Genomic DNA, 21,943 nt, shown 5'->3' on the forward strand with positions numbered 1-21,943 from the left:
CCGGCCGTGCCCGCCGCGGCATCCGGAATTCACCTGGAGTCCAGCCGTCGTGTCAGTGGCTCGTGTTTCGATGGACACATGATCGAAGCACTTCGTACCCAAGATGCAGGAGAGACCGCGATTACCCCGATTGCCGCCACCCCGCCCGCCGCGACCCCGGCCCCCGCCCAGGAGAGCCCGTCGCTCGACCTCTCGGCCCTGGACTGGGCCGCCGTCGAGGCCGCCATCCGCCGCGCCGCGGCCGACGAGATCATGCCCCGCTTCCGGCAGCTCGCCGCCGAGGACATCGTCGAGAAGAGCGGGCCGCACGACCTCGTCACGGTCGCCGACCGCCTCGCCGAGGAGCACCTCACCGCCTCGCTCACGGCGCTGCTGCCCGGCTCCCGGGTGGTCGGCGAGGAAGCGGTGCACGCCGACCCGGGCGTGCTCGACGCGCTGCACGGTGACGCTCCCGTCTGGATCGTCGACCCGGTCGACGGCACCCGCCAGTTCGTGCACGGCGACCCCGGCTTCTGCACGCTCGTCGCGCTCGCCCACCGAGGCGAGGTGCTGGCCTCCTGGACGTACGCGCCCGCACTCGGCCTGATGGCCATCGCCCGCCGCGGCGCCGGCGCCCGGCTGAACGGCGTACCGCTCCAGGCCGGCAGCCCGTCCTCCGGTGCGGTCCTCGATGTCGCCACGTCCCACTACGACTTCACCGACGACGAGCAGAAGCGGGTGCTCGCCACCCTGGAGACCGGCGGTATCGCCCCGCGCCCCTGTGGCTCGGCGGGCCTGGAGTATCTGCACATAGCCCGCGGCGAGATCGACGCCACGGCCTTCAGCTGGGAGAACGCCTGGGACCACGCGGCCGGCCTGCTGCTGGTCCATGAGGCGGGCGGCGCCAGCGGCACGGTCGCCGGGCAGCCGTTCCGTATCGAAGGCGGCAATGCGCTGCCCTTCACCGCGGCGCGGGACGCCGAAACGGCGCGGCGTATCCTCGGACTGCTGGCAGCCGCCAACTGACCCTCGACGTCGAGGGCCGGACGTGAGGGGAGTGGCGCAGGTGCCGAGGATGCTCGATGCCGTGGTGATCGGAGCGGGGCCCAACGGCCTGACGGCGGCCGCCGAACTGGCCCGCCGCGGCATGTCCGTGGAGATCTTCGAGGCCCGCGACACCATCGGCGGCGGCGCCCGCACCGAGGAGCTGACCCTCCCCGGCTTCCGCCACGACCCCTGCTCGGCGGTGCACCCCACCGGCATCGGCTCGCCCGCCTTCTCCGCCATGCCGCTGGACCGCTACGGCCTCGAATGGCTGCACCCCGACCTCCCCATGGCGCACCCCTTCCCGGACGGCACGGCCGCCGTGCTCGCCCACTCCGTCGGCGAGACCGCCATGTCCTTCGGCCCGCGGGACGCCGGCGCCTACCGCAGGCTGGTGGCGCCCTTCGTCGGCAAGTGGGACACCATGGCCCACGACTTCCTGCGCACCCAGTGGCTCGGTCTGCCGCACGACCCGGTGACGTACGCCCGCTTCGGCCTGGTCGGGATGCAGCCGGTCAGCCTCCTCAACCGCCGCTTCCGGGGCGCGAAGGCCCGCGGACTGCTGGCCGGCCTCGGGGCGCACGCCAACGCCCCGCTCAGCGGCATCGGCACTTCCGGTATGGCCCTGATGTTCGCGCTCGCCGCGCACCACAAGGGCTGGCCGGTCCCGCGCGGCGGCTCCCAGGCCATCTCCGACGCGCTCGCCGGTCTGCTGCGCGCCCATGGCGGCGTGGTGCACACCGACTTCGAGGTCAAGCGCCTGGACGACCTGCCGCCGGCCCGCGCGTACGTCTTCGACACCTCACCGACCGCGCTCGCCCGGATCGCCGGACTGGGCAACGCCTACCGCGACGTGAAGTACGGCCCCAGCGTCTTCAAGATTGACTACGCACTGTCGGCCCCGGTGCCGTGGACGGCCAAGGAGGCGCACCGCGCCGGCACCGTCCACATCGGCCCCACCAGCGGCGAGATCGGCGCCTCGCTCAACGCCGCCACCCACGGCCACGACCCCGCCGTCCCCTTCCTGATCACCGCTCAGCCCAGCCTGATCGACCCCACCCGGGCCCCCGAGGGCAAGCACACCTTCTGGGCGTACGGGCATGTCCCCAACGGCTGGGAGGGCGACGCCACCGAGGTCGTCGAGCGGCAGATCGAGCGCTTCGCCCCCGGCTTCCGCGACCTGGTGCTGGCCCGCGCGGTCGCCGGCCCGCCCCAAATCGCCGCCCGCAACGCCAATTACGTCGGCGGCGACACCAACACCGGCTCCGCTGCCGGCCTGCGCCTGCTCATCCGCCCCAAGCTCGCCCGGGTCCCGTACGAGACCGCCCACCCCGCCATTTACCTCTGCTCCCAGGCCACCCCGCCCGGCCCCGGCGTCCACGGCATGTCCGGCCACTACGCCGCCAAGACGGTCTGGCGCCGCCTGCGCGCCAACCACCGCTGAGCGAGGGGCAGTTCGGTCCTGCGGCAGGGGCTGCGGGGTCGGGGAGCAGAGGCTCTCCGGCGTCCCCGGCCGCCCCGCTCGTCGTTCCCGGAGATCCGGCGGGACAGCCCTTAGGGCCTGCCGGTCATCAAGGTGTTGCTTTCGAGGTTGGTGCTCGTTGATGGCGTATGCGCATCCCGGACGAGACTCGTGATCAACTTGCCGTGAAGTTCGCGGTGTTGTTCCCGCATCTGGACGAGCGACAGCGGCGGTTGCTGGTGGCCGCAGAGGCCCGAAGCCTGGGCCATGGCGGCATCCGGGCCGTGGGCCGGGCGGCTGGAGTGAGCGAGACAACGATCCGCAGGGGTATGTCCGACCTGGAGGCGGGCGAATCCCTGGTGGGGCGGGTGCGGCGGCCGGGCGGCGGGCGCAAACGCGTCGCGGACCTCGATCCTGGACTGCGGATTGCTCTGTTGAGTCTGGTCGAGCCGGACGAGCGCGGGGATCCGATGTCGCCGTTGCGGTGGACAACCAAGTCGACCCGCATGCTGGCGGCCGAGCTGACCCGCCAGGGGCACCGGGTCGGCGCCGACACCGTCGCCGGCCTGCTACGGCAGGAGGGCTTCCGGCTGCAGGCCAATGCCAAGACGCTCGAGGGCAGTCAGCATGCCGACCGGGATACCCAGTTCCGGTATCTCAACGAGCAGGCACGCGGTCACCGGGATGCCGGCCAGCCGGTGATCAGCGTGGACACGAAGAAGAAGGAGCTGGTCGGTGACTTCCGCAATCCGGGCCGTTCGTGGCGGCCGACGGGCGATCCGGTGCTGGTGCGAGTGCATGACTTCGCCGATCCGCAGCTGGGCAAGGCCATCCCCTATGGCATCTACGACCTGGCGGCCGACACCGGCTGGGTGAACGTCGGCACTGACCATGACACCGCCGCGTTCGCGGTGGAGTCGATCCGCCGCTGGTGGCATGACCAGGGTCGGGCCGCTTATCCGCAGGCTTCCCGGTTGCTGATCACCGCCGATGCGGGCGGCTCCAACGGCTATCGCACCCGGGCCTGGAAACTGCACCTCGCCCGCCTGGCCGCTGAGACCGGCCTGGCCATCACGGTCTGTCACCTGCCGCCGGGCACATCGAAGTGGAACAAGATCGAGCACCGGCTCTTCTCGCACATCACCATGAACTGGCGCGGCCGCCCGCTGACCAGCCACGAAGTCATCCTCGAATCAATCGCCGCGACCACCACCCGCGCCGGACTACGCGTGAAGGCCCAGCTGGACACCAATACCTATCCCACCGGTATTGGGGTCGGCGACGCGGAGATGGCGGCCTTGCCGCTGACCCGGCACAACTTCCACGGCGACTGGAACTATGCCGTGCATCCCCGGCCGACCCCGGCTATCCCAGCAGCGCGGAACGGTCAGCCACCGACGCCTCAGTGGAAGCCGGCACTGCTGTCCGATCCCGCGCTAACCGGCCTGGCCCCACACCAGCTCCAGCACCTCATCGAAACCCTGGCTGCGGAAGGAGACACCCACCGCGGACGCCCACCCCGCCTCACCTTCGCCGACCAGGTCGTGGCCACCGTGCTCCATCTACGCGTCAACCTGGCCGCGGAACCCCTCGCCGTGCTCTTCAACAGCAGCCGGACTGCCATGCACCGCACCCTGCTGAAGATCAAGAAGTTACTCGAAGCACACGGCATCAACGTCCCGCCGGCCACCACCCCACCCGCCGCACTCGCAACCCTCCAAGCCCAGGTCATCGCCCTCGACAGCGCCCCCAACAGCAAGATCAAGACGACGTGTTAATGATCGGCAGGCCCTTAGGGTCGTCCCTCATGAGCACCTCCCTCACCCTCATCCAGGGCGACATCACCGAACAAGCCGTGGACGCCGTGGTCAACGCCGCCAACTCGTCCCTCCTCGGCGGCGGGGGAGTGGACGGCGCGATCCACCGGCGCGGCGGCCCGGAGATCCTCGACGAGTGCCGTGCCCTGCGCGCCGCGCACTACGGCGGCGGTCTGCCCACCGGCCAGGCCGTCGCCACCACCGCCGGCCGACTGCCGGCCCGCTGGGTCATCCACACCGTCGGTCCCGTGTGGGCGAAGAGCGAGGACCGCTCCGAGCTCCTCGCCTCCTGCTACCGCGAGTCCCTGCGGGTCGCCGAAGACCTGGGCGCGCGGACGGTCGCCTTCCCGGCCATCTCCACGGGCGTGTACGGCTGGCCGCTCGCCGACGGGGCCCGCACCGCCGTCGCCACCGTCCGTGCCGCGGTCGCCGCGTCCCCCGAGGCCTTCGACGAGATCCGCTTCGTGGTCTTCGACGACCGCGCCCGGGAGACATACGAGACGGCCCTGGCGGAATAGGTCGGGGCGGCTCACGACGGGCGGGCCGGGCTCACGGCGGGCGGGCCGGGCTCACGGCGGGCGGGGCGACAGGCCGCCCTGGTCACCCCGGTCACCCCTGGTCACCCCACCTTGATGTCGGATTCTCGCCAGCCGGAGCGCTCCGGGTGAGGAATCCTGAGGTCATGCACACCGACACCGAGCGCTGTCTGCGGGCCGTGCAGTCCAAGGACGCCCGCTTCGACGGCTGGTTCTTCACGGCCGTGCTCACCACCCGTATCTACTGCCGTCCCAGCTGCCCCGTGGTGCCTCCCAAGCCGGAGAACATGCGCTTCTACCCGAGCGCTGCCGCCGCCCAGCAGGCCGGTTTCCGGGCCTGCAAGCGGTGCCGCCCGGACGCCAGCCCGGGGTCCCCGGAGTGGAACGAGCGGGCCGACCTCGTCGCCCGCGCCATGCGGCTGATCGCCGATGGCATCGTCGACCGCGAGGGCGTCCCCGGCCTCGCGGCGCGGCTCGGCTACAGCACCCGGCAGACCGAGCGGCAGCTGCTGGCCGAGCTGGGGGCCGGGCCGCTCGCCCTGGCCCGGGCCCAGCGGGCGCAGACCGCCCGGCTCCTGGTGGAGACCACCGCACTGCCGATGGCCGACGTCGCCTTCGCCGCCGGGTTCGCCAGCATCCGCACCTTCAACGAGACGGTACGGGAGGTCTTCGCACTGTCCCCTACGGAGCTGCGGCAGCGCGCCCGGCCAGGTCCGAGGGCGACGGTGGCCGGTGCGCTCGCGCTGCGGCTGCCCTTCCGCCAGCCGCTGAACCCCGACAACCTCTTCGGGCATCTCGCCGCCACCGCGGTCCCCGGCGTCGAGGAGTGGCGGGACGGCGCCTACCGCCGGACCCTGCACCTCCCCTACGGGCACGGCATCGTGGCCCTCTCGCCCCGCCCCGACCACATCGACTGCCGCCTCTCCCTCACCGATCTGCGCGATCTGGCCGGTGCCATCGCCCGCTGCCGCCGGATGCTCGACCTCGACGCGGACCCGGAAGCCGTCGACGGGCTGCTCCGCGAGGACCCGCGGCTGGCCCCGCTCGTCGACAAGGCGCCCGGCCGCCGGGTCCCGCGCACGGTCGACGCGGACGAGTTCGCGGTCCGCGCCGTCCTGGGCCAGCAGGTCTCCACCGCGGCGGCCCGCACCCACGCCGGACGGCTGGTCCGTGCGCACGGCGAACAGGTCGACGACCCGGACGGCGGCCTCAGCCATCTCTTCCCGTCCGCCGCCGCGCTCGCCGGACTGGACCCGGAGCAGCTGGCGATGCCCCGCACCCGCCGGGCCACCCTCACCGGCGTCATCGCCGCCCTCGGCTCCGGTGCGCTGCAACTGGGCGTCGGCAGCGACCGGGACGCCGCCCGGGCGCAGCTCGCGGCGCTGCCCGGCATCGGCCCCTGGACCGTCGAGTGCATCGCCATGCGCGCGCTCGGCGACCCGGACGCCTTCACCCCCGCCGACCTCGGTCTGCGCCGCGCGGCCGCCGGCCTCGGCCTGCCGCACACCCCGGCGGCTCTCATCCGGCACTCCGCGTTCTGGCGCCCCTGGCGCGCATACGCCGTCCAGTACCTCTGGGCGACCGACGACCACCCCATCAACCACCTCCCGACGAACTGAGCCGCCAGCCATGACAGCCATGACCGTGCACGCACCAGAACCCACCGCCCCCGTCACCCACACCGTCCTGGACGACACCCCGGTGGGGCCGCTCACCCTCGTCGCCACCGGAGAGTCCCTCAGCGGCCTCTACATGACCGACCAGCGCCACCGCCCGCCCCAGGAGACCTTCGGCGATCCGGCGGACCCCGACGAGCCCCCGTTCGCCGAGACCATCACCCAGCTCCGGGCCTATTTCCGCGGCGAGTTGACCACCTTCGACCTGCCGCTCGCCCTGCGCGGCACACCCTTCCAGCGCCGTGTGTGGGCGGCGCTGTGCACCATCCCGTACGGCGAGACCCTCTCCTACGGGCAGCTCGCCGAGCGGCTCGGCACCCCGTCGGCGTCCCGCGCGGTCGGCCTGGCCAACGGCCGCAACCCGGTCGGCATCATCGTCCCCTGCCATCGCGTCGTCGGCGCCAACGGCAGCCTCACCGGCTACGGCGGCGGCCTCGACCGCAAGCGCCGCCTGCTCACCTTCGAGCGCAAGGCCGACACGCTCTTCCCGGCGTAGGTAAGCGGCTGATGGCGCTCCTGCCGGTCCCGGTCGGCGCGGCCTGAGCTGGGACGAGGCATCCGCCGGGACGGGCCCGAGCCGGGACGGGCCTCCGGCGGGTCGGGGCCCCGCCGGGCCGATGCCTCGCTCCGCGGCCCCCGCCCTAGGGGGTGTCTTCAAATGATCTTGAGTGATGGATCATGGGCGGGTGATACGTCGCCATGAACTGTCGGATGCGGAGTGGGAGTTCGTCCGGCCGCTGCTGCCCGAGTCGTTGCGTGGCAGGAAGCGGTTGGACGACCGCACGGTGCTCAACGGGATCGTGTGGAAGTTTCGCACCGGGGTGGCCTGGCGGGATGTGCCCGAGCGGTACGGCCCGTGGGCCACGCTCCACACCCGCTTCCGCCGGTGGGCTCTGGACGGCACGTTCGAGCGGATGCTCCAGGCCGCGCAGGCGAGAGCGGATGCGGCGGGGGACATCGACTGGCTCGTGTCGGTCGACTCCACCGTCGTCCGCGCCCACCAGCACGCCGCCGGGGCCCGAAAAGGGGGCTCCGCAGTCCGGCACTCGGACGCTCCCGAGGTGGCCTGACCAGCAAGATTCACCTGGCCTGCGACGCCGTCGGCCGGCCGCTCGCCTTCACCGTCACCAGCGGGAACACCAACGACTGCACCCAGTTCACGGCCGTGATGGAGGCGATTCGGGTGCCCCGGCTCGGTCCGGGACGGCCACGGGTCCGGCCCGCCCACGTGTTGGGCGACAAGGGCTACAGCTCCCGGGCCATCCGGACCTGGCTCCGGCGGCGGGGCATCGGCCACACCATTCCCGAACGGGCCGACCAGATCCGTAACCGGCTCCGGCGCGGCAGCCGTGGCGGGCGCCCGCCGGCCTTCGACAAACAGTTCTACAAGCGGCGCAACGTGGTCGAACGCTGCTTCAACCGCTTGAAGCAATGGCGCGGCATCGCCACTCGTTACGACAAGACCACCGAGTCCTACCAGGCAGCCGTCACCCTCGCATCGCTCCTGATGTGGGCGTGACATTTGAAGACAACTCCTAGCCCCCCGTAACCCCTCGAACCTCCGCCACCAGCTCCTCCGCCTCCTCCAGCGAGCGGCCCAACTCCTCCTCCGTGCGGCCGAGTTCGCCGAGCAGGGTGGTGGCGCGGGCGGCGAAGCCGGGTGGGGTGTCCGGCAGGGCCGCGGCTGCGGCGAGGGCGCCCTTCTCGTTGAGGCACCAGGTGCGGTGGTGGGCGTGCAGGGCCTGGACGAGGTAGCCGACGGCGCGGGAGAGGCACAGGGCCGAGTGCAGTACGTCCCGGGCCGCGTACGACTTGCCGGCCATCGCCACCGAGAACCCGGCGTCCCAGACGGCGCCGCCGGTCAGTGCCTTGCGCAGGGGCTCGGGATAGTCCTGGGTCTCCTGCCGGAGCCGGGCCAGTTCGCCCGCGGGGTCGGCGAGCACCCGGCCCAGCGCCGCCTCGCCCGGATAGGCGGGGGACCAGAAGCCGAGCGGGTGACCGGCCTGTACGCCGATCTCGAAGCGGCCGGCGCAGCACTCGTCCCAGACCTGCCGCACCCGGTCGACGTCCCGCAGGATCCAGTCCACCTGACGGCCATCGGGCAGCTCCAGCCAGGCGCCGCCGTTGACCCAGGGGCCCCAGGACCCCGGCCCGTACACCTCGACGGGACCGCCGGTCACCTCCGCGGCCAGCGCCTCCAGTGCCGCCAGGTCCGGCGCACCCCGGTAATAGACCCCCAGATCCCAGTCGGAGTCCGGCCGGTGGGTGCCCCGGGCCCGGCTTCCGCCGAGCATCACGCCGACGATTCCCGGCACCTGTGCGATCTTGGCTGCGATGGCGTCCATGGCGGTCAGCCTAAGGAGCACGGCCGCCCCGCTGTCCACCTCATTTCGACGGGCCGTCATACCCGTTCGGCGGAACACCGTCCTCCAGTTCTGCCGGTCCACGGCCGGCCGCGAGGGCCTTCAGCGCGGCGCCGACACGCAGCGCGATCTCCCGGTTCACCAGCGTCTGGGCCTCGTCCCAGTGCACCATGCGCCAGGACAGCAGCTCGGACTCCTGGACGCGGATCGCGGACAGCTGCGCGGCGTCCAGCACCCCGCCGTCGTAGAGGTACGACACCAGCGGCGGGCGGTCCTTGCCGCGCACCCAGTCGACGGCGAGCAGCGCGCCCGGCTCGATGTCCAGGCCGATCTCCTCGGCGGTCTCGCGGCGGGCGGCCTGCCGGGGCGATTCGCCGGCGTCCGACTCGACGGTGCCGCCGGGCAGGATCCAGGTGTCGCGGTAGTTGGGCTCCACGAGCAGCAGCCGGCCCTCCGCGTCGCGGAAGAGGGTAGCCGCGCCCGCGATCACACGGGGCAGACCGGCGATATAGGTGGCGTAGTCCATGGTCGTCACGGCGCGAGCCTAGACGGCGCGGGTCCGGGGCCGCGCCCGCCCGGCCGATCTTCGAGGGGCGCACACCGGGGGCGCTCGGCGGCACCGCTGACCGGTGTGCCCTGTTCGCCGTGGCGCGTGCCGGATAAGGTCACAGCGGCGCGACTGCCCGTTCGAAAGCAAGGGGAAACACGGTGGCGGACGCATCAAGGACATCCACAGCACATGTGCTGATCGCCGCGGACAAATTCAAGGGCTCGCTCACGGCCGTCGAGGTCGCCGGGCATGTCACGGCCGGTCTGCGGCGCGCGGTTCCCGGGCTGGCGGTCTCGGCCGTCCCGGTCGCGGACGGCGGCGACGGCACGACACAGGCGGCTGTCGCCGCTGGATTCGCGCCCCAGAGGGTGCAGGTGACCGGTCCCACCGGTGTGCCGGTGACGGCCACCTTCGCGCTGCGCGTGGGGGCACCCCCAGCGGTAGCTGGGGGAGGCACCGCGGTGGTGGAGATGGCGGAGGCCTCCGGACTCCAGCACCTCCCCAAGGGCGTCTTCGCGCCCCTGACGGCCACCACGTACGGCACCGGCGAACTGCTGCTCGCCGCCCTCGACGCGGGCGCGACCTCGATCGTCTTCGGCGTCGGCGGCAGCGCCACGACCGACGGCGGCGCGGGGATGCTCGCGGCGCTCGGCGCCCGGTTCCTGGACGCGGACGGCGAGCCGGTCGCCCCCGGCGGCGGCCCGCTGCGCGACCTGGCCACCGCCGATCTGTCGGGGCTGGACCCCCGGCTGGCCAAGACCGAGATCGTGCTCGCCAGCGACGTCGACAATCCGCTCACGGGCCCGAAGGGCGCCCCGGCGGTCTACGGCCCGCAGAAGGGCGCGAGCGAGGAGGACGTAGCCACCCTGGACGCGTCCCTGGCGCACTACGCCGAGGTACTGGCGCGTGCGGTGGGCCCCGAGGCCGCGGAACACGCCCTGGCGCCGGGCGCGGGCGCCGCGGGCGGTATCGGCTTCGGCGCGCTGGTCGGCCTGGACGCGGCCTTCCGGCCGGGCATCGACGTGATGCTGGACGTCCTGGGCTTCGCCCCGGCGCTGGCGCGGGCCACCTTCGTCATCACCGGCGAGGGCTCGCTCGACGCGCAGACCCTGCACGGCAAGGCGCCGGCCGGGGTCGCCGCCGCGGCCCGCGCGGCCGGTCTGGACGTGGTCGCGGTCTGCGGCCGGCTTCAGCTGCCCCAGGAGGCGCTCGCCGCGGCCGGTATCCGGCGGGCCTACGCCCTGACGGATCTGGAGCCGGACCCGGCCCGCTGTATGGCCGAGGCGGGCCCGCTGCTGGAGCGGGCGGCGGAGCGGCTGGCGCGGGACTTCCTGGTCTGAGGCCCGGTGCGGCCCCGGCGGGCCGCACCCAGCACGAACGCCGCGGGCCCCGAGCGAATGATTCGCTCGGGGCCCGCGGCGTGTTCTGTGTTCCGTTACGGGAGCTGTGCGGCGCGGGACTCCGCGCGCGACTCGCGGCGGTTGTCGCGGAAGGTGTTGACCCTCCGGGCCGTCGCGAACAGCGGGATCATCGCGCCCATGACCACCTGAAGCGCGCAGCCGGTCTGGAGCAGCAGCTGACCGCCGGGGGCGTCCAGGGCCCAGGCGGCGAGCATGCCCATGCTGAGCACGATCCAGCTGAGCATCGCCACCGCGAGGCGGCCCCGCGGCTTGGGGTACTCGACCCGGCTCACCATCAGCCAGGCCACTCCGATGATCGCCAGCAGCGTCGGCAGGAACGGCAGCTCCAGCAGCACGATGGCGACGACGGTCAGGGCGCCGAACGGGCTCGGCATGCCCTGGAAGATGCCGTCACGCAGCGTGACGCAGGAGAACCGCGCAAGCCGGAGCACCACCGCCAGCAGCACCACCACCGCCGCGACGACCGACACCCGCTGGTGCGCGTCCTGGGCGACCATGCCCCAGGTCACGACGAAGTACGCGGGCGCCAGACCGAAGCTGATCAGGTCGGAGAGGTTGTCGAGCTCGGCCCCCATCGCCGAGGCCCGCAGCTTGCGTGCCACCAGCCCGTCGAAGAGGTCGAAGATCGACGCGAGCAGCATCAGGATCACGGCCATCGCGGCGCTGTGCCGGGCCATCCCGCCGTCCTCGTTGCCCGTCAGATGCGGGATGAGGACCCCGGTGGTCGTGAAGTACACGGCCATGAAGCCGCAGATCGCGTTGCCGAGGGTGAGGGTGTCCGCTATTGACAGCCGCGTGGACAGCGGCATGTCGTCCTCGTCCTCATCGGTCTCGGGCGCCCAGCCGGCTTGTGTTTCGGGATCAATCACGGTCAAGGCGAGTCACCCCCGCTGTGGTGGCCTGGCCGACCTCGACCGCGGCCTCGACGCCCTCCGGGAGGTAGACGTCGACCCGCGAGCCGAAGCGGATCAGGCCGATCCGTTCACCCTGTTCCACCTTGGTGCCCTGGGGCACGTAGGGGACGATACGACGGGCCACCGCGCCGGCGATCTGCACCATCTCGATGTCGCCGAGCTCGGTGTCGAAGTGCCAGACCACCCGCTCGTTGTTCTCGCTCTCCTTGTTGAACGCCGGAACGAATCCACCGGGGATGTGCTCCACGGACGCCACCGTGCCGGCCAGCGGCGCGCGGTTGACGTGAACGTTCAGCGGGCTCATGAAGATCGCGACGCGGGTGCGCCCGTCCTTCCACGGCATGATGCTCTGCACCACGCCGTCAGCCGGAGAGATGACCCGGCCCTGAGCGATCTCCCGCTCGGGGTCGCGGAAGAACCACAGCATGCCCGCCGCCAGTGCGGTGGTGGGCACGGCAACGGCGGCCCAGCGACCCGACCGGCGAGACCGGGCGAGGCTGACCGCTGCCGTGGCAACGGTCGGCAGGAGCCACGGCGACGCTCCGCGCGCGAGGCGGACGCGACCGCGTTGTGCAGAGGATTGGCTGTGGGGCATGGATGACCTTCGTAGCGGAGGATGCCGCTTTTGGATACGGGGGACGGCGGCTTTCCATGGATGCTATCGGTTACGAGCGGCAACTGGCCAAGAGCCAGAGCCAATCCGTGGCCGAAGAACGATGACGGGGTGTGATCTTCGTCTAGGCCAAAGTGGCACAAACGGGATGTTCACCCCTGGATCCGGTACTCCTCCAGTAGCCGTCGCCCGATGATCATTTTCTGGATCTCGGCGGTACCTTCACCGATCAGGAGCATGGGGGCCTCGCGGTAGAGGCGCTCGATCTCGTACTCCTTCGAGAAGCCGTAGCCACCGTGGATACGGAACGCGTCTTCCACCACCTCCTTGCAGTACTCGGAGGCCAGGTACTTCGCCATGCCCGCTTCGAGGTCGTTTCGCTGGCCCGAGTCCTTTTTGCGAGCGGCGTTAACCATCATGGCATGGGCGGCTTCGACCTTTGTCGCCATTTCTGCCAGTTTGAACTGGATGGCCTGGTGCTGCGCGATCGGCTTGCCGAAGGTGTGTCGCTGCTGTGCGTACGAAACACCCAGCTCGAAGGCGCGCTGGGCGACACCGCAGCCGCGCGCGGCCACGTTGACCCGGCCGACCTCGACGCCGTCCATCATGTGATAGAAGCCACGTCCGGTCTCGCCGCCGAGCACCCGATCGGCCGGGATCCGCAGCCCGTCCATGATCAGCTCGGTGGTGTCGACACCCTTGTAGCCCATCTTGTCGATCTTGCCCGGAATGGTCAGGCCGGGGCGCACCTCACCGAAGCCGGCCTCCTTCTCCACGAGGAAGGTCGTCATCGACTTGTGCGGCGCGGTGCCCTCCGGGTGGCCCTCGTCCGTACGGCAGAGCACCGCGACGAGGGTGGACGAACCACCGTTGGTCAGCCACATTTTCTGGCCGTTCAGGACGTAATCGTCACCGTCCCGCACACCCTTGGAAGAAATGGCGGAAACATCCGAGCCCAGTGCGGGCTCCGACATCGAGAAGGCGCCCCGGACCTCACCGGCCGCCATCTTCGGAAGGAAATAGTCCTTCTGCTCCTGGGTGCCGTGCTGCTTGAGCATGTACGCCACGATGAAGTGGGTGTTGATGATGCCCGAGACGCTCATCCAGCCGCGGGCGATCTCCTCGACGGTCAGCGCATAGGTGAGCAGGGACTCACCCAGACCGCCGTACTCCTCGGGGATCATCAGCCCGAACACGCCGAGTTCCTTGAGGCCCTCGACGATCTGCGACGGGTATTCGTCGCGGTGCTCCAGCTCGGTGGCGACCGGCAGGATCTCCTTGTCCACGAAATCGCGGACGGTGGAGAGGATTTCCCGCTGAATGTCGGTCAGGCCCTCGGTCTGCGCGAGACGGGTCATGGCTACTTCTCCTTCTTGGCCGGCGGGGCCTGAAGCTCCGGGCGGCCGGGCTGCTCGCCGCCGCGCTCCTTGATGTACGTGGCCGTGGGGACCATGACCTTGCGCCGGAAGACGCAGACCAGGGTGCCGTCCTGCTTGTATCCCTTGGTCTCGACGTGCACGATGCCGCGGTCCGACTTGGAACGGGACGGGGTCTTGTCGAGCACGGTCGTCTCGCCGTAGAGGGTGTCGCCGTGGAAGGTGGGCGCCACATGCTTCAGCGACTCGACCTCCAGATTGGCGATGGCCTTTCCGGAGACGTCGGGCACCGACATGCCCAGCAGCAGGGAGTAGATGTAGTTACCGACGACGACGTTCTTTCCGAAGTCGGTGGTCTGCTCGGCGTAGTTGCTGTCCATGTGCAGCGGGTGATGATTCATGGTGAGCAGACAGAAGAGGTGGTCGTCGTATTCCGTGACGGTTTTCCCCGGCCAGTGCTTGTACACATCGCCGACGGTGAACTCTTCATAGGTGCGGCCGAACTGCATCGCGCTTAAGCCTCCGGGGCCTCGAACTTGGATGTGCGGATCATGCCGGCGGCCCGGCCCTTGCCGGCGATGACCAGCGCCATCTTCCGGCTCGCCTCGTCGATCATTTCATCGCCGAGCATCGCGGAACCCTTGGCTCCGCCCGCCGCCGAGGTGTGCCATTCGTAGGCGTCCAGAATCAGCTCGGCGTGGTCGTAGTCCTCCTGGGAGGGCGAGAACACCTCGTTGGCGGCCTCGACCTGACCCGGGTGCAGCACCCATTTGCCGTCGAATCCGAGGGCGGCGGCGCGGCCGGCGACCTCGCGATAGCCGTCAACATTCTTGATCTGAAGGTACGGACCGTCGATGGCCTGGAGATCGTAGGTGCGTGCCGCCATCAGAATGCGCATCAGAATGTAGTGATACGCATCCGCCCCATAGCCGGGCGGCTGCTCGCCGACCACCAGGGACTTCATGTTGATGGACGCCATGAAGTCGGCCGGGCCAAAGATGATGGTCTCCAGGCGCGGCGAGGCACCGGCGATCGCGTCGACGTTCACCAGGCCCTTGGCGTTCTCGATCTGCGCCTCGATGCCGATCCGGCCGACCTCGAAGCCCATGGTCTTCTCGATCTGCGTCAGCAGCAGGTCCAGCGCCACGATCTGCTGGGCGTCCTGCACCTTCGGCAGCATGATGCAGTCGAGGTTCTGCCCCGCGCCCTCGACGACCGTGATGACGTCCCGGTACGTCCAGTGCGTGGTCCAGTCGTTGACCCGCACGACCCGTGTCTTGCCGGTCCAGTCGCCCTCGTTCAGCGCCTCGACGATGTGGTGCCGGGCGCCTTCCTTGGCGAGCGGTGCGCAGGCGTCCTCCAGGTCCAGGAAGACCTGGTCGGCCGGGAGGCCCTGGGCCTTCTCCAGGAAGCGCGGGTTGCTGCCGGGGACCGCGAGGCAGGAGCGGCGCGGCCGGCCGCCGGGCGGGCGGTTCGCCTGGGTCATGCGGGGACCTCCAGAGGGTCGAGCTGGTTCGCTTTCCGGATTTCGTCGACGATACGGCCGATGATCTCCGTAATACCGAAATCCTTGGGGGTGAAGACGGCCGCCACTCCGGCTTCCCGGAGCGCGGTCGCATCGGCGGAGGGGATGATGCCGCCGACGATGACCGGCATGTCGTCGACGCCGGTGCGGCGCAGCCGGGCCAGCACGTCCGGCACCAGCTCGGCGTGCGAGCCGGACAGGATCGACAGGCCCACGCAGTGCACGTCCTCGGCGACCGCGGCCGAGACGATCTGTTCCGGGGTGAGCCGGATGCCCTGGTAGATCACCTCGAAGCCGGCGTCGCGGGCCCGTACGGCGATCTGCTCGGCGCCGTTGCTGTGCCCGTCCAGGCCGGGCTTGCCGACCAGCAGCCGCAGCTTGCCGCTGCCGAGCTCGGCCGCCGTCTTGGCGACCTTCTCGCGGACCTCGGCGAGCAGGCTGCCCGCCTCGGCGGCGACCGCCAGCGGGGCGCTGGAGACGCCCGTAGGGGCCCGGAACTCGCCGAAGACGTCCCGCAGCGCCCAGGCCCACTCGCCGGTCGTCGCACCGGCGCGTGCGCACTCCAGGGTGGCCGCGAAGAGGTTGCCGTCGCCCGCCGCGGTCTTCTTCAGACCCGACAGGGCGTCCTGGGCGCGCGCCTCGTCGCGGTTGTCCCGCCACTCGTGCAGCGCCTGGACGACCCGTGCCTCGTTGGCGGGGTCGACGGTCATGATGGCCGTGTCGAGGTCCGCGGTGAGCGGGTTGGGCTCGGTGCCCTCGAAGCAGTTGACGCCGACGATCTTCTCCTCGCCGGCCTCGATCCGGGCCCGCCGCTCGGCGTGCGCGGAGACCAGCTGCGACTTGAGATAGCCGGACTCCACCGCGGCCATCGCGCCGCCCATCTCCTGGATCCGCTCGATCTCCGCGAGGCAGTCGGTGACCAGGGCCTCCACCTTGGCCTCGATGACATGCGAGCCGGCGAAGATGTCCTCGTACTCCAGCAGGTCGCTCTCGTGCGCCAGGACCTGCTGGATACGCAGCGACCACTGCTGGTCCCAGGGGCGCGGCAGCCCCAACGCCTCGTTCCAGGCCGGGAGTTGCACCGCGCGGGCGCGGGCGTCCTTGGAGAGGGTGACGGCCAGCATCTCCAGGACGATCCGCTGGACGTTGTTCTCCGGCTGGGCCTCGGTCAGGCCGAGCGAGTTGACCTGGACGCCGTAGCGGAACCGGCGCTGCTTCTCGTTCTCGATGCCGTAGCGCTCACGGGTGATCTTGTCCCAGATGCGGCCGAAGGCGCGCATCTTGCACATCTCCTCGACGAACCGGACGCCGGCGTTCACGAAGAACGAGATACGGGCCACGACATCACCGAACTTCTCCGGCGGCACCTGCCCGGAGTCCCGCACCGCGTCCAGCACCGCGATCGCGGTGGACATCGCGTAGGCGATCTCCTGGACCGGCGTGGCGCCCGCCTCCTGCAGGTGGTAGCTGCAGATGTTGATCGGGTTCCACTTGGGGATGTGCGCCACCGTGTACGTGATCATGTCGGTGGTCAGCCGGAGCGAGGGGCCCGGCGGGAAGACATGCGTCCCGCGCGAGAGGTACTCCTTGACGATGTCGTTCTGCGTCGTCCCCGACAGCTTGGAGATGTCGGCGCCCTGCTCCTCGGCGACCACCTCGTACAGCGCCAGCAGCCACATGGCCGTCGCGTTGATGGTCATCGAGGTGTTCATCTGGTCCAGCGGGATGTCCTGGAACAGCCGTCGCATGTCACCGAGGTGGGACACGGGGACCCCGACCCGGCCGACCTCGCCGCGGGCGAGGACATGGTCGGGGTCGTAACCGGTCTGCGTCGGGAGGTCGAACGCGACCGACAGGCCGGTCTGGCCCTTGGCGAGGTTGCGACGGTACAGCTCGTTGGACGCCTCGGCGGTGGAGTGGCCGGCGTACGTCCGCATCAGCCACGGACGATCCTTCTGACGCTCAGTCATATCAGGCCCGTATCTTCGTGGTCCGCAGTCCGAGTTGCCTCAGACGTTCCGGAACCGGTTGATGGCGTCGAGGTGCTTGGCGCGCATTTCTTCGTCGCGCACGCCCATGCCCTCCTCGGGGGCCAGGGCCAGCACGCCGACCTTGCCCTGGTGGAGGTTGCGGTGCACGTCGTACGCCGCCTGCCCGGTCTCTTCGAGGGTGTACGTCTTCGACAGGGTCGGGTGGATCTTTCCCTTGGCGATCAGACGGTTGGCCTCCCACGCCTCGCGGTAGTTGGCGAAGTGCGAGCCGACGATCCGCTTCAGCGACATCCACAGGTAGCGGTTGTCGTACTCGTGGTTGTAGCCCGAGGTGGAGGCGCAGGTGACGATGGTGCCGCCCTTGCGCGTCACGTAGACGGAGGCGCCGAAGGTCTCGCGGCCGGGGTGCTCGAAGACGATGTCCACGTCCTCGCCGCCGGTCAGCGCGCGGATGCGCTTGCCGAAGCGCTTCCACTCCTTGGGGTCCTGGGTGTGCTCGTCCTTCCAGAACTTGTAGCCCTCGGCGTTGCGGTCGATGATCGCCTCGGCGCCCATCTTCCGGCAGATCTCCGCCTTCTGGTCCGAGGAGACCACACAGATCGGGTTGGCGCCGCCGGCCAGTGCGAACTGGGTGGCGTACGAGCCGAGTCCGCCGCTCGCGCCCCAGATCAGCACGTTGTCGCCCTGCTTCATCGCCGCGCCGTTCTGCGAGACGAGCTGGCGGTAGGCGGTCGAGTTGACCAGACCGGGCGACGCCGCCTCTTCCCAGCTCAGGTGCTGGGGCTTGGGCATCAGCTGGTTGGACTTGACCAGCGCGATCTCGGCCAGGCCGCCGAAGTTGGTCTCGAAGCCCCAGATCCGCTGCTCGGGGTCGAGCATGGTGTCGTTGTGGCCGTCGGAGGACTCCAGCTCGACGGACAGGCAGTGCGCGACGACCTCGTCGCCGGGGCCCCAGGCGTTGACACCGGGGCCGGTGCGCAGGACCACGCCCGCGAGGTCGGAGCCGATGACGTGGTACGGCAGGTCGTGCCGCTTGGTGAGCGGGGAGAGCCTGCCGTAGCGCTCCAGGAACCCGAACGTCGACACGGGCTCGAAGATCGAGGTCCACACCGAGTTGTAGTTCACGGAGGAGGCCATGACGGCCACCAGCGCCTCGCCCGGGCCCAGCTCGGGCACCGGCACCTCGTCGAGGTGCAGCGACTTGCGGGGGTCCTTCACCTTGCTTTCGAGGCCGGCGAACATCTCGGCCTCGTCCTTGTGCACGGTCACCGCGCGGTAGGACTCGGGGATGGTCAGGCCGGCGAAGTCGGCGCTGGTGGTGTCAGGCGCGAGGATTGCGTCCAGGATTTCGTTCACGGGGTGCCTCCGGCGGTTGGGGCCTCCCCGGCTCGGCCGCGGTGGTGAGCTCGGGGAACCGTTGAGGGAAACGGTTTGGGGGGAACGTCGGGGGTGGTGCGGAGGTGGTGCCGTCGGTTCGGCCGGGGTGGCGCCGTTGCCGCCGCCTCTGCGGGGGTCGCAGAGCCGTCGGCCGCGGTGCCGTGGCAGCGCTTGGTGAGCGCGGTGCCCAGCGGCAGCTGGGAGTGCCTGTGACGCAGGCATCCGGGCGGACAGCCACATAGGGCTGGTGGGACAGCCGGCGCGCGTGGGATCTCAGCACGCCGGCCGCCCGGACACCCTCAACGTATGACACCGCGTGCCAGGCGACAAGACACTGAGTGCCAAGAATTTCTCTCAGATGTCATCTCGTCGGCACGCATGAGCAAAAGACGGCCGATGGGAAGCCTGGAGGTGACGCAAAGAGAGGGGAAATGTGCGGAGCGTGTGCACCCGGGGCGTTACGCCATCCGGGTCGCGGCCCGGTCAGCTCATGGGCGCCGGGCCGCGCTCGGGTCCTGCTCCGGCCGGAAGGCCGTTACTTGCGCTCTTTGATCGCCTTGCGGATGGTGCGCATGACCTCGTCCAGCGGGGCGTCCGTACGGGCCACCGCGACCAGTACCTCGCCCTCCCGGGAGACGGCCGCCGACGGGGTCTCCTCGCCGCCGGGGCGGCCCGCGCCGATACCGGCGCCGAAGGTCTCCCGGACGATCTCGAAGGCATGGTCGAGCTGGGCCTCGACATCGCCCTGGGCGTCGGCCCGCAGCCAGCGCCGCAGCACATGGTTGTGCGCGGTGACCACGGCAGAGGCCGCGACCTCGGCGAGCAGCGGATCGTCGTCGCCCTCGCGGTGTGCGCCCTCGTCGAAGTGGCCCAGGAGGTAGCGGGTGAACAGCCGCTCGTAGCGGGCCACCGAGGCGATCTCGGCCTCGCGCAGCGTGGGGACCTCACGGGTCAGGCGGTAACGGGCCACCGACACGGCCGGGGAGGCCGCGTACATCCGCATGACCTCCTTGATGCCGCGGCAGACCGTGTCGAGCGGGTTCTCGTGCGGCGGGGCGGCGTCCAGGACGGCCTCCGCGCGGACCAGGGTGTCGTCGTGGTCGGGGAAGATCGCCTCTTCCTTGGAGCGGAAGTGGCGGAAGAAGGTCCGCCGGGCGACGCCCGCGGCGGCCGCGATCTCATCGACCGTCGTCGCCTCATAGCCCTTGGTCGCGAACAGCTCCATCGCCGCAGCCGACAATTCACGGCGCATCTTGAGCCGTTGCGCGGCCGCTCGGCGGGTACCGGGGGTGGCGGCGTCGGGGTCGGAGGGCTGCGTGCGAGCGGGCTGGGACATGTGGGGACGGTACTGCATATTTACGCGACCTGCGGCATGAGGTGCCACCTCCGCCCCGGTGAGCGGGGGTGGACCGCCTTCGGGTTCCAGCAGTCCACCCCACCCTCCTCCCCCCGCCGGGCGGGGGTGCCGCCACGCGTCAGCGCCGGGCGGCGTACTCACGGAAGCCGCGGCCGGTCTTGCGCCCGAGGCAGCCGGCGGCGACGAGGTGCTCCAGCAGCGGCGACGGGGCCAGCCCCGGGTCCCGGAACTCGGCGTGCAGCACCTTCTCGATGGCCAGGGAGACGTCCAGGCCGACCACGTCGAGGAGTTCGAACGGGCCCATCGGGTAGCCGCCGCCGAGCTTCATGGCGGCGTCGATGTCGTCCAGCGTCGCGTAGTGCTCCTCGACCATCTTGATCGCGTTGTTCAAGTACGGGAACAGCAGCGCGTTCACGATGAAACCGGCCCGGTCGCCGCAGTCCACCGGGTGCTTGCGGACCTTGGCGCAGACCGCCCGCACGGTGGCGTGGACGTCGTCGGCCGTCAGGACCGTACGGACCACCTCGACCAGCTTCATGGCGGGCGCCGGGTTGAAGAAGTGCATCCCGATGACGTCCTGCGGGCGCGAGGTGGCGCGGGCGCAGGCCACGACCGGCAGCGACGAGGTCGTGGTGGCCAGGACGGCGCCCGGCTTGCAGACCTTGTCCAGCGTCTTGAACAGCTCCTGCTTGACCGCCAGATCCTCGGCCACCGCCTCGACCGCGAGGTCCACGTCGGCGAACGCGTCGAGCGACCCGGCCGGGGTGATCGCCGTCAGCGCGGCGTCCCGGGCCTCGGCGGTCATCCGGCCCTTGTCCACCGAGCGGCCCAGCGACTTGGTGATCCGGGCCTTCGCCTTCTCGGCCTTCTCCAGGCTGCGGGCCGCCAGCACGACCTTGTAGCCCGCCTTGGCGAAGACCTCGGCGATACCGCTCGCCATCGTCCCGGAACCGGCCACGCCGACGCCGGAGACCGGACGCCCGCCGGCGCGCTCGTCGGCGGCCGCTGGGCTCTCCGCGTCCGGCACGACCGTGGCGCTGCCCGGGGCGTCGTACGAGTAGAAGCCGCGGCCCGCCTTGCGGCCGGTCAGCCCCGCCTCGGCCAGCTGGCCCAGGATCGGCGCGGGCGCGTGCAGCCGGTCCTGGGACTCGGCGTACATCGCCTCCAGGACCGTACGGGCGGTGTCCACCCCGATCAGGTCCAGCAGCGCCAGCGGGCCCATGGGCAGGCCGCAGCCGAGCTTCATGGCGGCGTCGATGTCCTCGCGGGTGGCGTACTTGGACTCGTACATCGCCGCGGCCTGGTTCAGATAGCCGAACAGCAGGCCGTCCGCGACGAAGCCGGGGCGGTCACCCACCGCGATCGGGTCCTTGCCCAGGTCGCGGGCGAGCTCCGTGACGGCCGTGACCGCGGTCGGCGCGGTGAGCACCGAGGAGACCACCTCGACCAGCTTCATGGCCGGTGCGGGGTTGAAGAAGTGCACACCGAGCACCCGCTCGGGGCGCTGCGAATCCGCGGCCAGCCGGGTCACCGACAGTGCGTTGGTGCCGGTGGCCAGGATGGTGTCCGGCCGGACCACGGCGTCCAGCGCGGCGAAGACCTGCCGCTTGAGCTCGTAGTCCTCGGGGACCACCTCGATGACGAGATCGGCGTCCGCGGCGGCCTGGAGATCGGTGAAGGTGCGGAACCGGGCCAGAACGTCCTGGCGCTCGCGCTCCGTGAGCCGCTCGCGCTGCACGGCGCGGGCGGTCGCGGTTTCGAGGGCGGAGACGGCACGGCGGGCGGCGGCTTCGTCGGTGTCGATACCGATGACCTCGCGGCCGGCCCGGGTCAGCACCTCGGCGATACCGGTGCCCATGGTGCCCAGACCGACGACGGCGACGGTGGAAAGGGACGGCGAAGAGGCTTGAGTTGAGAGATCAGGGGTGGACTGAGGGCCCAT

At 70.8% G+C, this 21,943-nt stretch carries 18 protein-coding genes and 1 pseudogene; 8 read left to right on the forward strand and 11 right to left on the reverse strand.

Annotated features, from left to right (window positions below):
* The first annotated feature begins 78 nt into the window (after positions 1–78).
* The 7 genes and pseudogenes from QT196_RS32725 (at position 79) to QT196_RS32755 (ending at position 8,033) form a co-directional block, all read left to right on the forward strand.
* Positions 79–1,005 (forward strand): inositol monophosphatase family protein, encoded by a 927-nt coding sequence (locus QT196_RS32725; RefSeq protein ID WP_290356228.1) that lies wholly within the window; start codon positions 79–81, stop codon positions 1,003–1,005.
* Positions 1,006–1,054: 49 nt separating this feature from the next.
* Positions 1,055–2,467 carry an NAD(P)/FAD-dependent oxidoreductase gene (locus QT196_RS32730; protein WP_290356229.1) on the forward strand — a complete coding sequence of 471 codons (1,413 nt, stop codon included), beginning with the start codon at positions 1,055–1,057 and terminating at the stop codon, positions 2,465–2,467.
* A 167-nt stretch (positions 2,468–2,634) separates the two neighbouring features.
* A complete protein-coding gene (locus QT196_RS32735; protein ID WP_168476530.1) occupies positions 2,635–4,263 on the forward strand; it encodes an ISAzo13 family transposase in 1,629 nt (542 codons plus the stop codon).
* A 29-nt stretch (positions 4,264–4,292) separates the two neighbouring features.
* Positions 4,293–4,820, forward strand: coding sequence for an O-acetyl-ADP-ribose deacetylase (locus tag QT196_RS32740; protein ID WP_266732172.1), 528 nt, complete (start codon positions 4,293–4,295; stop codon positions 4,818–4,820).
* Positions 4,821–4,984: 164 nt separating this feature from the next.
* A complete protein-coding gene (locus QT196_RS32745) occupies positions 4,985–6,457 on the forward strand; it encodes a DNA-3-methyladenine glycosylase 2 (protein WP_290356230.1) in 1,473 nt (490 codons plus the stop codon).
* 19 nt (positions 6,458–6,476) lie between these two features.
* Positions 6,477–7,010 (forward strand): methylated-DNA--[protein]-cysteine S-methyltransferase, encoded by a 534-nt coding sequence (locus QT196_RS32750; RefSeq protein WP_290356774.1) that lies wholly within the window; start codon positions 6,477–6,479, stop codon positions 7,008–7,010.
* 193 nt (positions 7,011–7,203) lie between these two features.
* Positions 7,204–8,033: pseudogene (locus QT196_RS32755) on the forward strand (IS5 family transposase).
* Between the two features lie 16 nt (positions 8,034–8,049).
* On the opposite strand, the gene QT196_RS32760 reads toward QT196_RS32755, so the two are convergent.
* Positions 8,050–8,859, reverse strand: coding sequence for a nucleotidyltransferase domain-containing protein (locus tag QT196_RS32760; RefSeq protein ID WP_290356231.1), 810 nt, complete (start codon positions 8,857–8,859; stop codon positions 8,050–8,052).
* 40 nt (positions 8,860–8,899) lie between these two features.
* Entirely contained in the window at positions 8,900–9,412 is a 513-nt protein-coding gene (locus QT196_RS32765; protein ID WP_290356232.1) for an NUDIX hydrolase, read from the reverse strand.
* Between the two features lie 206 nt (positions 9,413–9,618).
* Here QT196_RS32765 and QT196_RS32770 point away from each other — a divergent pair, with 206 nt between their 5' ends.
* Positions 9,619–10,767 carry a glycerate kinase gene (locus QT196_RS32770; RefSeq protein ID WP_290356776.1) on the forward strand — a complete coding sequence of 383 codons (1,149 nt, stop codon included), beginning with the start codon at positions 9,619–9,621 and terminating at the stop codon, positions 10,765–10,767.
* A gap of 95 nt (positions 10,768–10,862) precedes the next feature.
* On the opposite strand, the gene pssA is transcribed toward QT196_RS32770, so the two are convergent.
* The 9 genes from pssA to QT196_RS32815 all read right to left on the reverse strand — a co-directional run bounded on the left by pssA (position 10,863) and on the right by QT196_RS32815 (position 21,943).
* The gene (gene pssA / locus QT196_RS32775; RefSeq protein ID WP_211117478.1) at positions 10,863–11,723 is read right to left on the reverse strand and encodes a CDP-diacylglycerol--serine O-phosphatidyltransferase; all 861 of its coding nucleotides are present in this window, start codon (positions 11,721–11,723) and stop codon (positions 10,863–10,865) included.
* Positions 11,710–12,357, reverse strand: a complete 648-nt coding sequence (locus tag QT196_RS32780) for a phosphatidylserine decarboxylase (protein ID WP_168482323.1) — start codon at positions 12,355–12,357, stop codon at positions 11,710–11,712. Before QT196_RS32780 ends, pssA begins: the two co-directional genes overlap by 14 nt.
* A gap of 170 nt (positions 12,358–12,527) precedes the next feature.
* Positions 12,528–13,733, reverse strand: coding sequence for an acyl-CoA dehydrogenase family protein (locus tag QT196_RS32785; RefSeq protein WP_266732179.1), 1,206 nt, complete (start codon positions 13,731–13,733; stop codon positions 12,528–12,530).
* Positions 13,734–13,735: 2 nt separating this feature from the next.
* Positions 13,736–14,260 carry a MaoC family dehydratase gene (locus QT196_RS32790; protein ID WP_168482325.1) on the reverse strand — a complete coding sequence of 175 codons (525 nt, stop codon included), beginning with the start codon at positions 14,258–14,260 and terminating at the stop codon, positions 13,736–13,738.
* Positions 14,261–14,265: 5 nt separating this feature from the next.
* Positions 14,266–15,237 carry a CoA ester lyase gene (locus tag QT196_RS32795; protein ID WP_168482326.1) on the reverse strand — a complete coding sequence of 324 codons (972 nt, stop codon included), beginning with the start codon at positions 15,235–15,237 and terminating at the stop codon, positions 14,266–14,268.
* The gene (locus tag QT196_RS32800) at positions 15,234–17,246 is read right to left on the reverse strand and encodes a protein meaA (RefSeq protein ID WP_266732182.1); all 2,013 of its coding nucleotides are present in this window, start codon (positions 17,244–17,246) and stop codon (positions 15,234–15,236) included. Before QT196_RS32800 ends, QT196_RS32795 begins: the two co-directional genes overlap by 4 nt.
* Before the next feature lie 39 nt (positions 17,247–17,285).
* Positions 17,286–18,623, reverse strand: a complete 1,338-nt coding sequence (gene ccrA / locus QT196_RS32805; protein WP_266732184.1) for a crotonyl-CoA carboxylase/reductase — start codon at positions 18,621–18,623, stop codon at positions 17,286–17,288.
* A 556-nt stretch (positions 18,624–19,179) separates the two neighbouring features.
* Positions 19,180–19,980, reverse strand: a complete 801-nt coding sequence (locus QT196_RS32810) for a TetR family transcriptional regulator (protein WP_211117479.1) — start codon at positions 19,978–19,980, stop codon at positions 19,180–19,182.
* Positions 19,981–20,119: 139 nt separating this feature from the next.
* Complete coding sequence (locus tag QT196_RS32815) at positions 20,120–21,943, reverse strand: 3-hydroxybutyryl-CoA dehydrogenase (RefSeq protein WP_290356233.1); 1,824 nt, start codon at positions 21,941–21,943, stop codon at positions 20,120–20,122.

The organism is Streptomyces sp. P9-2B-2, assembly GCF_030406865.1.
GTDB classification, from domain to species: domain Bacteria; phylum Actinomycetota; class Actinomycetes; order Streptomycetales; family Streptomycetaceae; genus Streptomyces; species Streptomyces platensis.

Coding starts and splice junctions, on each gene's coding strand:
- QT196_RS32725 (WP_290356228.1), top strand. CDS start 79: ATGATCGAAGCACTTCGTACCCAAGATGCAGGAGAGACCGCGATTACC.
- QT196_RS32730 (WP_290356229.1), top strand. CDS start 1,055: ATGCTCGATGCCGTGGTGATCGGAGCGGGGCCCAACGGCCTGACGGCG.
- QT196_RS32735 (WP_168476530.1), top strand. CDS start 2,635: ATGCGCATCCCGGACGAGACTCGTGATCAACTTGCCGTGAAGTTCGCG.
- QT196_RS32740 (WP_266732172.1), top strand. CDS start 4,293: ATGAGCACCTCCCTCACCCTCATCCAGGGCGACATCACCGAACAAGCC.
- QT196_RS32745 (WP_290356230.1), top strand. CDS start 4,985: ATGCACACCGACACCGAGCGCTGTCTGCGGGCCGTGCAGTCCAAGGAC.
- QT196_RS32750 (WP_290356774.1), top strand. CDS start 6,477: ATGACCGTGCACGCACCAGAACCCACCGCCCCCGTCACCCACACCGTC.
- QT196_RS32760 (WP_290356231.1), bottom strand. CDS start 8,859: ATGGACGCCATCGCAGCCAAGATCGCACAGGTGCCGGGAATCGTCGGC.
- QT196_RS32780 (WP_168482323.1), bottom strand. CDS start 12,357: ATGCCCCACAGCCAATCCTCTGCACAACGCGGTCGCGTCCGCCTCGCG.
- QT196_RS32785 (WP_266732179.1), bottom strand. CDS start 13,733: ATGACCCGTCTCGCGCAGACCGAGGGCCTGACCGACATTCAGCGGGAA.
- QT196_RS32790 (WP_168482325.1), bottom strand. CDS start 14,260: ATGCAGTTCGGCCGCACCTATGAAGAGTTCACCGTCGGCGATGTGTAC.
- QT196_RS32795 (WP_168482326.1), bottom strand. CDS start 15,237: ATGACCCAGGCGAACCGCCCGCCCGGCGGCCGGCCGCGCCGCTCCTGC.
- QT196_RS32800 (WP_266732182.1), bottom strand. CDS start 17,246: ATGACTGAGCGTCAGAAGGATCGTCCGTGGCTGATGCGGACGTACGCC.
- QT196_RS32810 (WP_211117479.1), bottom strand. CDS start 19,980: ATGTCCCAGCCCGCTCGCACGCAGCCCTCCGACCCCGACGCCGCCACC.
- QT196_RS32815 (WP_290356233.1), bottom strand. CDS start 21,943: ATGGGCCCTCAGTCCACCCCTGATCTCTCAACTCAAGCCTCTTCGCCG.